Source organism: Streptomyces sp. NPDC057617 (assembly GCF_042800555.1).
Lineage (GTDB): Bacteria > Actinomycetota > Actinomycetes > Streptomycetales > Streptomycetaceae > Streptomyces.
In genome coordinates this window covers 19,310-32,350 of sequence record NZ_JBHVGV010000001.1, presented here as the reverse complement: position 1 = coordinate 32,350, position 13,041 = coordinate 19,310, and the positions used below count along the sequence as shown (strand labels likewise).

The window sequence follows — 13,041 nt, the reverse complement described above, 5'->3', positions numbered from 1 at the left end:
GGCGCGTCAGGTGCGCCGTGCGCGCGGATCCACCGATAGACGACGTGGGGCACCGCCTGGCGTACGACGAGTATTTCGTTTGCGGGGACGGCAACGAGCGATCGTAGCTCTGCGCGGGCGAGCCGTCGGGAATACGGAGGAGAACGAGGCAATCCGTTCGCCTGGTGTCGTTCCTGCCGCGTACGGTCTGCGCATGACCAGGACCACGCCGGCCAGACCAGTGTCCGTGGAAGCCGTTTTCCCGGAGCTGGCCGCTCACCGGGGCCGGACGACCCGGCTGCACCCCAGGCCGGGGCGGCCCGGTATGCGCGACAGCCATGTCGGCGGGCCGATGCTGTGGCCGGACGGCGAGCCGTGGCCGGTCTGCCACGAGCCTCACCGGCGCGAGACCGAGGGGTATGTGCCGGACGAGATCCGCGGGGCCCGGGCTGCGGGCGAACGGCCGCGGAGCCGGCCGTGGCCCAGCACCGGAACGCCTGGGGAGGACGGACCGGTACCGTTCGTGGGGCTCGCCCAGTTCTTCCGCCGGGACATCCCGGGCCTGGCTGCCGGGCCCGACGGTGCGGACCTGGTTCAGTTCTTCCGCTGCCCGTTCACCCACGGCCCGTACCTGGAGCGCCGCTACCGCCTGCGGTGGAGAAAGGCCGCGGAGACCGAGTGCGCGGAACGTTTTGTCGCCGCCCCGCCCGAGGTGCCGCTGCTGCGATGGGAGGATGAACTTCCCGAGCCCTGTGTCCTGCATCCCGAAGAAGTGGATACGTATCCCTGGGCGGAGGGCGACACCCTGCCCGGTCCGCTGATCGCGCTCATCGATGCCTGGGACGACGCCCGGGCGGCGGAACACGGCCCCGGCGCCCTCAGCTACCAGGCCGACCTTTCGATTCCGCCCGGATGGCGGGTGGGTGGCTTCCCCAGTTGGGCGTCGACCGGCCCGATGGCCATCGACTGCGCGTCCTGCGCGGTCCCGATGCGGCTGCTGCTGACGGCCGAGGGCTACGAGACGGACGCCGACTCGCACAGCTGGGTGCCGCTGGAGGACCGCAACCCGTCCTTGCGGGGGAAAGCATCGATCCAGGGCGGTCCGTCCGTTGCCCGGCCCACTCGGCTCAGCTTCGGCCGGGACCGGGACCTGCACGTTTTCACCTGCCCAGCCAACCCCGCACACCCGCCGCAATGGGTGCTCTCCTAGGATGCTCCACGATACGGAAGGAGTGGGAAGCCGGTGCGCTCGGCTTCGCACCGCGCGCCGGTCAGCTTCTCAGCAGGAGATATTGCCGCCGCCGACGTCGGTGCCGAGGACGCCGACGAACTTCTTGTACAGGTTGATCCGGTCGTCGCGCTCGCCAGGGTTCCTACCGCCGCACTCCAGGGCTCCGTTGATGCTGCGGATGGTCTCGCCGAAGCTTTTGTCGTTGACCATGGCGTCGTGCGGGGGCGTCCTTCCGGCGCCGACTGGGTGTTCAGAACCAGAGCCCGGTCTTCCAGGCGGTGACCGGGTTCTTCTCCGCCTGTCAGGGGTCGTGCAGCGGGTCGATGCCGAGGGCGTCGCCGGCGGCCTTGTAGTTGAAGTTCCAGCTCAGTTGCAGCGGTCCGCGCCCGTAGTACGCGGACTGTCCGGCCGGGCAGCCGTAGGGCTGCGAAGAGTCGCAGTAGTACGGGTAGTTGCTGGTGTTCTGCTCGACGATGTTCCTGAGCCCGACCGTCTCATGGGCTGACGTTGGCGAGGAAAGCTGCCGCTTCGCGCTTGTGGGTGGTGTGGTCACCGCTGGCGGCAAACTTCGGGTACGCACCCAGGGCGTCGCTCAGACCGCGGTAGGTGTAGAAGGAGTTCCGGTTCGGGCACATCGTCCTGAACGCGGCCGGGCCCGCAAAAAAGGGGCCCCGCCCGCCGAGCCCAGTCACCATGCGATCGGACGCTCCCGCGGCGGGCTGACCACGAAGATTCGCCTTGCCGCGGACAGCCATTGCGGACCGCTGTGCTCTTGCCTCACGCCCGGCCAGGCGAATGATGCACCCGCGTTCGAGCACGTCATGGCCGCTCTGCGCATACCCAGGGCGGTTGGTCGGCCGCGAACCCGGCCTCTCGTTGTCCTGGCGGACCGGGCCTTACCCATCCCGGGCTATCCGTGAACACCTGTGCGGGCGGGGGATCTGGGCGGTGATTCCACAGCGCGCCGATCAGGTCGCCAACCGCAGGCACAAGGGCTGCCGAGGCGGACGTCCACCGGCGTTCGACCGCGAGGCATACATGCGACGCAACACCGTCGAACGCTGCATCAACCGCCTGAAGAATTGGCGCGGCCTGGCAACCCGCTACGAGAAGACCGCCACCGTCTTCCGAGCCGGACTCCACATCGCAGGCATTTTCATCTGGTCCGCCCACTGATCCGAGGGGGCACCACCCAGCGGGCGTCAATTCCACGGTTCCTGGTGCGGGTCTTCACCCAGCACCTTCGCCGCGGCTACACAGAGGTCTGCGCCGAAGAGCTGGTTGCTGCCCCACCCGGAGCCCCACAGGTCGGACGCGGCTTGAGCCACAGCACGCCAGGAGAACTCCTCGTCGACTCGCCACGTGCGAATCTGAACAGCCATCTCCGGAGTGATCGTCGCTGGATCCACAGTGTTGTCCGTCATGCCACCGACCCTAAGGGCTGTCCCGTAAATGATCTACGACGTGCTCGTTGACCTGCCCGTTTCTTCGTCACCCTGCGAGGGTGAGGTTGTGCGGGCGGGCGGGCGATGCCGAGCATGGTGTGGTGGACTCCGTGGCCGTTGAGGCGGCAGTCGCGGAGGATCCTCCAGGTCTTCATGCGGGCGAAGGCGTGCTCGACGCGGGCGCGGATCGTGCGGTGGAAAGTGCTGTGCTCTTCTTTCCAGGCCGATCTGGTGGTCAGTGGAGTACCGGTAGTTCTTCGACTGCTCGGCGACCTGGTAGTCGCGGATGGGGACCAGGGTGCCGTCGACAATCAGCACGGTGTCCTTGCGGAACCGCTTTCCTTGCTGGAGGGCAAGCGAGGGTTCCGAGGAGGCCGATGATGCGGTCGGCCGTAGACTTGGACACCCCGGACAGCGGCGCCAGTTGGCGCACAGTCAGATTCGTCCGCCAGTAGACGGCGACCAGTAGCACTCGGTCCTCCAGCAGGCCCCACGGTCGGCCCTTGCGTACCGGATCCGCACCCTCGCACCGCAGCGCAGTGACCAGCTTCCTCAACTGACGCGGGCTCAGCCCGGTGAACAGGGCTGTCCAAGACAGCTTCGACGCCGTGATCACACCAGCCATCGCGAGACCGTCTCACCCGCCGGAGCGGCAGTTGGCAAGCCAGTCTGCTTGTTCTGCGCGATTGACGCCGCCGTTGCCGTCCACCACGTAGGCCAACGCCTCCAAGAAGGTTGAACCCAGGTGCCAGAGGACGTTCGGCCCCACGGCGACGACGCGCCCGCTTGCCCCGATATACGACCTGAACTGGACCGACCACATACCCAGAGGGCTGTAGTTCTCCGCGTATCGACGCCCCAGCGTGGATGCTTCCTCGGCGGTGTCGATGCAGGCGTCCACGGGGTCTATGTGCAGTGACGAGCCGGGGACCCGGACCGGGGAACTCTTGATGGTCAGCTCGCCGAACTCGGCCCAGATCCCGAGCGCCATGTCGTTGAGCTCGAACCCCGTGCCTGTCAGCTGCTGTGTCCAGCCCGCGGTGGCGATCTTGCGACCTGCTGTCCACCCAGCAACGCCAAGCGCCTCCAGCACCGACGGACCGCAACACATCATCGACTCACTGCTGCGTTCTATGCGCCCTCCCCTTCTCCTCGACCGCGCATGCAGCTCTGAGTTTGCCGCACATCCCGACCAGCAGACAGGGCTACTGGTCACGGAAGGCGCGAGATCGTTTACGGGACGGCGCTTGGCCTTTGGGAGGCGCCCCTGTACTCCGAGTTTCCGCTCGACCCGTCCACTCCGCACGGTACCCAGTCCGCCTACCGGGTCGGTCCCCGGCACCTGGCCGGTGACGACGGACGCCTCTACGACGCAGTCGCCGACACGCTCGCCGGCCTTGGCTGGACGAGCCTGACGATCGTCCGTGGACGGCATGAGCCGGGCGAGGCGCCGGAGGACCGCCAGGTCCTGCGCAGTACTGTTCTGCACATCAGCCCTGACACTCTCCGCTGGGCCCAATGGGTTCTGGCGGACGAGCCGTTCCACCTGGGGGGAGCTGCCTATCGCCTGGCAGGTCTCCGCTCGCGCGGACACGAGCAGCCCCCTCGCGCAGTGGTCCGCTTACTTCACCCCCGATGTCCCGGGGAGGTCCTCGTCGACCTCCTCGTCATGCTCGACGCTCGCGATCAGCCGGGTGTCCCGCTCGGCGGCCCCGATCTGGTCCTCGACGCGGTGACCGCGCACGGCTGGTTCCGGGACATCGACCAGCTGCACGCGGAAGCGATGGACCCGACCTCCGCCTCGCACATCAGCCTCAGCAGTACTGACGAAGCGGGCCGGCGCTCTCGGCCGTGCCACTGGTGATGACCCAGGCTGCGGCGGCCCACGGCTCCGTTCTCTCCCGGATGCTCGCGTGGGGCGCCTGCCTGGTCCTGGTCGGCCTCCTGCTCACCGCGTCACTCCTCGGACCCGCCACGCGCGCCATGTCCACCATCACCGGCGAGTCCTGCCGGTCGCCAAGCGGGCTGGTGACGAGCACCCCCTCGTGGCTTGCTTCCAGCCACAACTCACCACTCGGCGCAACTACTTGAGATGCACAGGGGTTTGCCGTTGGTTCGTCGGACATTCACGGTTCACTCGGGGAATGTTCGCGAATCGGCGACCGGCGAGCGGCCGCTCACGTCCGTCGCCCTACGCCGAGGTGTGACCAATCCGAAGTTTGGGAGGCCGTACCTCCGCAGGATCAACGCCATCGCGGCCTTCGCAGTCCGAAGCCTCCGCACGACCAGAAATGCACTACTGCGAACCAATTGACGCGCATATCGTCCTTCAACTGTGCAACCAGCACACATGTTTGAATTCCCAAGAGGAAGGCAACACTTCGTGTCTCCTGACACACAGTTCTCCGGGGCGGGACGGCGCAGACGGATGTCCCGTACGGCGGCCGCGGCAGCGCTGCTGTTGTTCGCCGAGGCCGTCTTCGTCGCCGGCGGCACGGCCGTGGCGGCGACTCCCCAGCCCGAGGAAGCCCTGCTCCAGAGCTACCAGCCGTCCGAGGAGGAGATCTTCGCCTCCGACATGGCCTGGGCCGCCCGGCACGCCGAGGGATCCAAGGCGTGGGCGATCCTTGAAGCGGAGAAGACCGGCAAGAAGGTCGTCGTCACCGACGAGACGACTGAGACGACGTACACCGTCGCCAACCCCGACGGCACGCTGACCACGGAGCTCACCTCCGGCCCCGAACGTGTCTGGCGCGGCGGGAAATGGCAGAAGGTCGATGTCACCCTCGCCCGCGGCGCGGACGGCAGCGTCCAGGCGAAGAACCACCCCAAGGGCCTGCGCCTCGGCGGCAAGGGCGGCACGAAGGCTCAGTCACTGCTCGCCGCGAAGGACGCCACCCCGCGCGACCTCGTCACTCTCGGCCAGGGCGACGAGAGCGTGACCCTGCAGTGGAAGGGCGGACTGCCCGCCCCCGCCATCGACGGCACGACGGCCCGCTACCGCGAGGCCGTCCCCGGCGCGGATGTCATCGTCGAGGCGACCCGCACCGGCTTCGAGCAGTTCGTCGAGGTACGCGAACGGCCCGCCGCCGACGGCTACTCGTACACCCTCCCGGTCAAGGCCAAGGGCCTCAAGGCCAGGGCCAACAAGGACGGTTCGGTAACCTTCGCCGATGCGAGGACCGGCGACGCACGGGCCACCATGCCCGCCCCGGTGATGTGGGACGCGTCGGTCGACAAGCTGTCCGGGAAACACGAGAACCGGGCCCGGGTCGGGATGAAGGTCGTCGACAAGGGCCAGGGCCTGATCGAACTCGTCGTCACCCCGGACGCGGCGTTCCTCGCCGACCCGAAGACCGTCTACCCGGTCACCGTCGACCCCTCGACCTCAGCGCTGGCGAACACCTTCGACACCTACGTCCAGCAAGGCGAGACCGTCGACTGGTCGGCCGACACCGAACTCGACTTCGGCAACCCCGGCACCAAGAACGCCGACGGCACCTTCCGCACAGCCCGTTCCTTCATCACCTGGAACACCACGCCGATCCAGGAAGCGCTGATCGTCGACACCAACCTGGCCCTGTGGAACTTCCACTCCGGCAACACCGACTGCACCAACCAGTCCTGGACCGTCTGGGACACCAGCGCCCCCTCCACCGCCTCACGCTGGACCTCCCAGCCCACCTGGAACCAGCAGTACCACTCCTCCACCGAGACCAAGGGCAATCCCGACTGCGCCGCCACCCAGCCCGACGGCTGGATCAACGCCGACGTCGACACCCTCGTCCAGACCTGGGCGTCCGCCAAGGCCACCCGCGGCCACATGGGCCTGCGCGCCGCCACCGATGACGTCAAGGCGTGGAAGCGGGTCAACTCCGCGAACAACACGGCCAACCAGCCCAAGCTGTCCGTCACCTACAACTACCGCCCCTCCGACGGCACGAACCGGCAGGCCGGTGCGCCGTTCCGGCAGTACGCGGGCGTCTGGGCGGTCAACACCACCACCCCGATCCTGCGGGACACCTTCACCGACCCTGACGGCGACAAGATCAACGGAACCTTCCAGGTCTACGACGCCGCCACCAACACCCCCATCACCACCCCGGCCGGTGAGGGCCTGATCGTGTCGGACTTCGTCGACTCCGGGAAGCCCGCCTCCGTCACCGTGCCGGCCGGACAACTCCGGGACGGCAGGACCTACAAGTTCCGCACCAATGCCTACGACGGCACCCACTACAACCTCAGCTGGTCCCCATGGACCCAGTTCGTCGTCGACACCACCGCGCCGGCGGAGCCGACGTCCATCACGTCAAGCACCTACCCGGAGAACTGGGGCGGCGGTGGCGCCGGAATCGAGGGCCGGTTCGACGTCACGACCGGCGACGCCTCCCCGTACGAGGTGCAGTACCGCTTCGACCCGTACGAGGACGACGCCGAGGACAACGGCTGGGCATCGGTACGCACCACCACGCCGACGGCCAAGGCCGCAGCGCCTGAAGCCTCCTACACCGCGACCCCGGCCGCCGACGGCAACCACGTGACGCAGACGCGTACCGTGGACCGGGCAGGCAACGTGGGCCCGATCAAGGACTACGGGTTCACCGCTGGGAACCGGGATTACAACCGCGCCCAGAAGATCGACATCAAGCTGCCGCAGCCGGACCTGAACTCCGACGTCGCCGCGTACCTCAACGCCCCGCAGCGCATCGCCGACTGGAAGCAGGGCAGCTCGTCGCGCACCGTGAGCAAGGGCGGTGAGACGATCACCATCACTCCGAAGGACGAGCGGTCGCTCGAAGGAACCCGTAAGGCCGCGAAGGAACTGGCCGAGCAGAACAAGATGATGGCCCCGTCCTACCCCGATCCGATCGTCACCGGCTCCTGGTGCCAGCCGTCGCTGTACGGGGAGGCGCAGAAGTCACTGATCACCCGTAACGAAGCCTGCGTCTTCTATGACCTGAACTACATGAAGGAGTACTACCTCAACGGCGTCAAGATCGAAGAACGCCATGCCAGGTTCGAGATCGCCTTCCAGGTCAAGACCGACCGGCACGACGGGACGATCAAGACGTGGATCCAGCTGAACCCGGTCTACAACGACTTCCCCGGGCACGACAGATCCGTACTGTTCGGCGACGGCAACCCCATCGCCCACATCGACTCGATGTGCTTCAGCGGTGCGTGCGAAGGCGCCACTGACAGCAGGGATGTGCGGAACTTCGACTTCTACGGCGACCTCAGTTGGAAGGGCGGCGGCGAAAGCACACCGGTCGACTCCCACATGGCCACCGGTACCGCCTCGCACAAGTGGGACGGCTCCACCGACGGCGTCGGCCCCTCCGACGCCGGCTTGTCCAGGAAACTGCCGGTCTGGTTCATCTTCAACCCGGAGAGCGAATACGTGCCGCTCGAAGGCAAGGACGACGAAATCGACGGCGGCAGCAGCCGCTCGCCCGGTATCGACGTGCGCTGCGACAAGGTCGATTCCTACGGCGCGCCGGGATGTGTGCTGACGCAGTACGTTCCCGAGTACCAGATGGATGCTGCCCGCTACCCGGCAGCCGCGGCTCACCTGTGGATGGTTCAGAACAAGTCCGGGGTCAAGGACCTGGGGACCATCGCCAAGCCGATGCACTACCGCCCCGACGCGGACAACGGCCGGGTGAACTCCACCTGGACGAAGAAGAAGATCCGCAGCCGGGTCTGCGGCTACTACGGGGGCAACCGAACCGACGGGTACGTTCCGACCAAGGGATTCGTGCCTCATCCCAAGACATTCCTGCACCCGGAGTTCCGCCCGCAGATCCCTCTGCCGAGTCCGGACAAGGTGAACTGTGACGAGGTGCCGTTCGCCTCGGCATACGAGACCGTCGGCCTGCCCGCTTCCGCCGGCGGGAAGAACCCGGCCGGCACGGCTGGGGGTGGCGAGTGCATCCAGACCGTAGCGGCGAAGGCCGACGACGGCAGTGAACACCTCCTGGACGACACCCGCTACGACGCACCGACATTCAGCGAGAAGTGCGGCCGTTCTTCGATGTCCGGGTACGTCAACCAAGGCGCGATGAACAAATACGGCAACGAGTTCCTGGCGCAGATGCGGGTCATCGACGGCGACGCGTTCGCCGTCAATCCCGGTCAGCTGTGGTTCAAGGACTGCAACACCGGTACGGCGAACCTCATCTGCGAGATGAAGAAGCCGTAGCCGCTGCGCCTCTGCCCGGGGCCCGTCAGCCAGGCGGGCCCCGGGCGTGGGCACGGGTCAGTGGACGGGGCGCCAGTGCTCCAGCGCATCGTCCAGCAGAGGCGCCTCGGGGTCGTCCCAGATCAGGCAGCCCCACACCAGGCCGGGCACATCCGGGCCCATGGCATCGGCCGGCCCTTCGGTGAGCGTGCGGTGCACAGCTTCGAGATAGGCGGAGATCGACGGATAGCCGGGCTTGTCGCAGGCCAGGTTGTCCGGCAGCGACCAGTGGCCGACGCCGTCCGCGCCCACATAGTGCCCGGACTCGGGGCCCGCTTCGTCGCCGGTCAGCCACGGAACCACTGAGGCGCCCCACCCGTCGCCACGGCCGATCTCGGGCAGCCGCGGCCTGAGCGCATCCGCCGGGCCGAGCAGGATTCCGCCGGGCAGGAACGCCCCCGAGCCGACCTCGCCCTCTTCCTCATTGGCCTCGATGTACTGGTGTTCCACGCCGCCGCACAGCCGCCAGAGTTCGGCCAGTTCGGCGGGAAGACCGAAGTTGAGGTGATGCCTCAGCTGGGCGTCGGCAGCCTCAATGGCCTGCTCCGGGGCGGGCGGCAGCAGGGAGGCGTAGGAGACTGGGGCATTCGCCTTCAGCCAGTCGGTGAGGCGGCGCCAGGCCGTCTCCACATTCCATTGATCGCTCATTCCGCCAACCTACTGAGTCGTTCGGACTGGGGTGCCGATCGAGGTGAACCTGGGGACCCTGCTCCAGGTACCGGTCCAGCGTGCTCAGTTCCAACGCGGCCTCAGCCTCGGCGATCACCACCACCTCGACGGGGTTCCCGGACCGCCGATAGGCACGGACCTGCTCCGGGCTTGTCGACTCGGGCAGGCCCGGCGTGCTCTCCACCGGTGGCCGAGTGGGACCCCGTACGGCTGGTTCGTATCGGGTGCCGCGTACTGAGGGAGTAGTGGCACGAGCGCGGGCGCGAACGGAGAGGTGCGGCGCTCACTGATGGCGATTGCAAGGGCGCGGTGCTCGGCGTCCTCGATCCCGATCTGGACCAGGCAGTGGTTCATCGCCCACGGCGGGCGATCCGGGGCATCTTTCATCTCCGCCTCGATGACGTCGAGCAGTCCCGCGAGGTCGAGGCCCTCAGGCTTTTTCGCCACGCGTTCGGTGGTTGGCGCCCAGCCGGCACTCGCGACCACTGGGGCCGGATCGGCGGACCAGACCCGGCGCAGCTCGTCGGAGTGAGGGTTCTCTTCACCACGCAGTTCACGAGCCAGTCGTGCACCTTGGGGGAGCGTGCCTCGCGCAACATGACGTCCAGTTCGTCACCTGCGAACGCCTTCGGCCGGGCTTCTGCAGCGCGAACGACGGCCCGAGGCGGCGGACGATGCGGTCAGCCGTGGACTTCGAGATGCCGAACAGGGGGGTGAGCTGCCGTAACTTCCCAGGGCGGCTCCGGCGCAGTGATCACACCAGCCACGCGAAGATCAGCGCAGGGTGGTTAGGGCGCCTTTGTCGAGCCGATGGACTGGAGACCAATGATGGAGCAGGACGAAGCCCTGCAGCTCGCGGTGGCGTTTCTCGCGAGCAGCCGGCGCGATGACGAGCCGTCTCTTGCCATCGACACGGAGCGAGTCCGTGAGAGCAACGGGCTGCTGATCGCGCCTTACAACTCTGTGCGGTACCTCGCCTCGCGTGATGTGAGAGAGCACCTGTTGGACTGCTGGTCCGTTCTCGTCGACCTTGGACGCGGCGACGTGCGGTTCGGGACCCTGGACGACCGGCATCGTGGAAGAACCCGAACACATGACGAGGCTGTGGCTGTCCGCAACCACAGATGCGGGACAGCCCTTAGCGCTGCTGCCGCCGTCCGGTCTCGGACCGGCAGAGAGCCAGTTGCGAGCGGGTGTTCGGGGAGTCCGGGTGATCGGCGCCCAGGACGCGCACGCGACCGGCGAGGGTCTGCTCCAGTAACTCGGCGGCGTCAGCATGTCTTCCCAGCCGGTGCAGGTCGTCCGCGAGATTGCTCCCGCTGGTCAAGGTGTGCGGATGGTCCGGGCCGAGGATGCGGGTGCGAGCTGCGAGCACTGCCCGGTGCAGCTCTGCGGCGCGGGTCGGATCGCCGCGATGGTTGACCGTGACGGCGAGGTTGTCGCGGCTGGTGAGGGTGAGGCGGTGATCGGGGCCCAGTACGCGGGTGCATTCGGCGATGTTCTGGGTGTGGAGCGTGGCCGCCGCGGTGTGGTCACCGAGTTGGTCGAATGACTTGGCCAGATTGTCGCGGCTGGCCAGGGTCAGGAGGTGATCGACGCCCAGGAGTCTGGTGCGGTCTGCGAGTACCTGGGCGTGCAGGGTGGCGGCCTCGGCGTACTGACCGCGGAGTTGCAGGACGTATGCGACATTGTTGCGGCTCGTGAGCGTATCGGGATGATCCGCTCCCAGCACCCGCATCCGATCGGCGAGATTCTGCCGGTGGATCCCTTCGGACCGTTCATACCCGCCAAGGCAGTGGAGGCTGTTGGCGAAGTGGTTGCGGGCGGTGAAGGTGTCTGGATGATGGTCGCCGAGCAACTCGACGCGGTGGTCGAGTACGGCCTGCCGCAGACTGAGCTGGAGGGCATAGCTTCCCGCGTCGCCCAGCACATCCGCCAGTGTGTTGAGGGCGGCGCAGGCGTCCTCGGACGGGACGAGACCCGGGTGGTTGAGCAGAAGAGGTACGTGCGGGGCGAGCAACCGTGCGGCGGTCCAGCCCGCCATTCCGACGGTCCGGAGAGTCGTCACCTCACCGCGCAGGGCGTTGACCGTTGCTTGCTCGTAGTCGTGGAGACGGTCCGGTTCATCGGTGGTCAGAGTCAGTGCGGTGATCTCGCGGACCAGCGGGTGGAGGGTGACACTGCCCCCTGCGCGAGGCCCGGTTCCGGGCACGTGCGGTTGTTCCGCCGGTACGCCGAGCAAGCCGTAGCGTTCGAGGCCGGCCAGGGCCTGGTCCAGGGCGGCCTGGCCGACGGGCCGACGGACTGCCGTCGTCAGCAGTTCCGGTGTGATGACGGCCAGGGGCACTGGTGCCTCTGCGAACAACGCCAGTTGGCGTAGCAGCGGACGGGCCAGTGGTACGCCTTCGCGGTCGAGTTGATCGAGTGAGACCTCCCAGGTGCGCCGGACGGTGGACCTGGCCACGTTCGGATCCGCGGAACGCGGGTCGTCAGCTCCTACCAACGCGGTCAACTCCTCTTCCAGCGCGATTTGATACGCGGCGAAGTCACGGTGTCTGCTGGTGGATCCCGTCATATAGCGTCCGGCTGCCTGCAAGGCGAGGGGCAGCCCACCGAGCCGGGAAGCCAGAGCTTCAGCCTCAACCGGTGTGCCGCCATCGGGTGCACTGTCCAGCAGGACTCTGCCGCCCGCCGCCGCTCGAAGCGGCTCAAGCCGTATCAGTTCCGCGGCGGGTCCCCAGGTGGCGGACGACGTGTCCCGGCTGGTGACCACGAACAGGCCGCGCCCGTAGGGACGGATCCAGCCGCGGTAGTCGGCGACACGCTCGCCCTCCGGGCTGAATTGTTCGGCTTCATCGGCGTTGTCAACAACCAGCAACCATTTCTTCGTTCTGGCGAGTTGCCGCCACACGGCATCGGGCAGGTTGTCGCTGCCGGATTGCGCGGCGCTGACCGCGCTGCGCAACAGGCCGCAGCCGACGGCCGTCTGGACGAAGTCGTCCGAGAGGGTTTCCGGGCCGCGCCAGCGAATCCAGAACACCGCGTATCCGTCGCGGCGGGCGTACTCGGCAAGTGCTGCCGCGAGCGTTGTCTTGCCCATGCCTCCCGCCGCGCACACCACAGCGAACCGGCCGTCGGGCTTTTTGAGCAGAGCCATGAGGCGGGCGAGTTCCCGGTCGCGGCCGCGCACTCGGTCAAGGACCACGTGCGGCGGGTGCAGCGAACCGGGCCGGGCACCGGATACCAGGCTGCCGCCGTCCTCGGCCGGTCCGTCCAGCCGGCGGCTCGCGGTGGCCAGACCCGCACTCAAGACGCTGAGTACACCGAACACTGTCCAGACCACCCAGGGCCGGTCGGCCCATTCCGGTGCCACCGCACCCGCGCGCTCGGCAACGGTCCCCAGCAACACCGCGACCAAAGCCCCCAGTCCGGCAATGGCGGCACCCGCTCCGGCACGTGTCCGCACCGCTTGACTG

The 13,041-nt window shown here is 67.6% G+C and carries 7 protein-coding genes and 6 pseudogenes; 5 read left to right on the top strand and 8 right to left on the bottom strand.

What is annotated here, in order from left to right; genetic code table 11:
• Nucleotides 1–193: 193 nt before the first annotated feature.
• A complete protein-coding gene (locus ACFU9P_RS00140) occupies nt 194–1,189 on the top strand; it encodes a hypothetical protein (RefSeq protein WP_376380888.1) in 996 nt (331 codons plus the stop codon).
• A gap of 69 nt (nt 1,190–1,258) precedes the next feature.
• Here ACFU9P_RS00140 and ACFU9P_RS00135 read toward each other — a convergent pair.
• Nucleotides 1,259–1,890 (bottom strand): annotated as a pseudogene (locus ACFU9P_RS00135) (chitinase); the annotation flags it as partial.
• Here ACFU9P_RS00135 and ACFU9P_RS00130 point away from each other — a divergent pair.
• A pseudogene (locus ACFU9P_RS00130) lies at nt 1,810–2,386 on the top strand (IS5 family transposase); the annotation flags it as partial. The pseudogenes ACFU9P_RS00135 and ACFU9P_RS00130 overlap by 81 nt on opposite strands.
• Nucleotides 2,387–2,412: 26 nt before the next feature.
• Here ACFU9P_RS00130 and ACFU9P_RS00125 read toward each other — a convergent pair.
• The 3 genes and pseudogenes from ACFU9P_RS00125 to ACFU9P_RS00115 all read right to left on the bottom strand — a co-directional run bounded on the left by ACFU9P_RS00125 (nt 2,413) and on the right by ACFU9P_RS00115 (nt 3,748).
• Nucleotides 2,413–2,634 carry a hypothetical protein gene (locus ACFU9P_RS00125; RefSeq protein ID WP_384076471.1) on the bottom strand — a complete coding sequence of 74 codons (222 nt, stop codon included), beginning with the start codon at nt 2,632–2,634 and terminating at the stop codon, nt 2,413–2,415.
• Nucleotides 2,635–2,701: 67 nt separating this feature from the next.
• Nucleotides 2,702–3,280: pseudogene (locus ACFU9P_RS00120) on the bottom strand (transposase family protein).
• Between the two features lie 12 nt (nt 3,281–3,292).
• On the bottom strand, nt 3,293–3,748 hold the full coding sequence (locus tag ACFU9P_RS00115) for an SUKH-3 domain-containing protein (protein WP_384076468.1): 456 nt from the start codon (nt 3,746–3,748) through the stop codon (nt 3,293–3,295).
• 174 nt (nt 3,749–3,922) lie between these two features.
• Between ACFU9P_RS00115 and ACFU9P_RS00110 the strand changes: the two are divergent.
• From ACFU9P_RS00110 to ACFU9P_RS00100, 3 genes and pseudogenes are all read left to right on the top strand, one after another.
• Nucleotides 3,923–4,471 (top strand): annotated as a pseudogene (locus ACFU9P_RS00110) (DUF317 domain-containing protein); the annotation flags it as partial.
• Nucleotides 4,472–4,515: 44 nt separating this feature from the next.
• Nucleotides 4,516–4,746, top strand: coding sequence for a hypothetical protein (locus ACFU9P_RS00105; protein ID WP_384076466.1), 231 nt, complete (start codon nt 4,516–4,518; stop codon nt 4,744–4,746).
• A gap of 292 nt (nt 4,747–5,038) precedes the next feature.
• Complete coding sequence (locus ACFU9P_RS00100; RefSeq protein ID WP_384076463.1) at nt 5,039–8,857, top strand: DNRLRE domain-containing protein; 3,819 nt, start codon at nt 5,039–5,041, stop codon at nt 8,855–8,857.
• A 57-nt stretch (nt 8,858–8,914) separates the two neighbouring features.
• Here ACFU9P_RS00100 and ACFU9P_RS00095 read toward each other — a convergent pair whose 3' ends face one another.
• The 4 genes and pseudogenes from ACFU9P_RS00095 to ACFU9P_RS00080 all read right to left on the bottom strand — a co-directional run bounded on the left by ACFU9P_RS00095 (nt 8,915) and on the right by ACFU9P_RS00080 (nt 12,875).
• Entirely contained in the window at nt 8,915–9,544 is a 630-nt protein-coding gene (locus ACFU9P_RS00095) for a hypothetical protein (protein ID WP_384076460.1), read from the bottom strand.
• Nucleotides 9,545–9,814: 270 nt separating this feature from the next.
• Nucleotides 9,815–10,200, bottom strand: a pseudogene (locus ACFU9P_RS00090) (DNA alkylation repair protein); the annotation flags it as partial.
• A pseudogene (locus tag ACFU9P_RS00085) lies at nt 10,176–10,292 on the bottom strand (IS5/IS1182 family transposase); the annotation flags it as partial. The pseudogenes ACFU9P_RS00085 and ACFU9P_RS00090, both read right to left, overlap by 25 nt.
• Nucleotides 10,293–10,703: 411 nt before the next feature.
• The gene (locus tag ACFU9P_RS00080; protein WP_384076458.1) at nt 10,704–12,875 is read right to left on the bottom strand and encodes a tetratricopeptide repeat protein; all 2,172 of its coding nucleotides are present in this window, start codon (nt 12,873–12,875) and stop codon (nt 10,704–10,706) included.
• Between the last annotated feature and the right edge of the window lie 166 nt (nt 12,876–13,041).

Excerpts from the sequence above, each read along its gene's own strand:
- ACFU9P_RS00140 (WP_376380888.1), top strand. The coding sequence starts at position 194 with ATGACCAGGACCACGCCGGCCAGACCAGTGTCCGTGGAAGCCGTTTTC.
- ACFU9P_RS00125 (WP_384076471.1), bottom strand. The coding sequence starts at position 2,634 with ATGACGGACAACACTGTGGATCCAGCGACGATCACTCCGGAGATGGCT.
- ACFU9P_RS00095 (WP_384076460.1), bottom strand. The coding sequence starts at position 9,544 with ATGAGCGATCAATGGAATGTGGAGACGGCCTGGCGCCGCCTCACCGAC.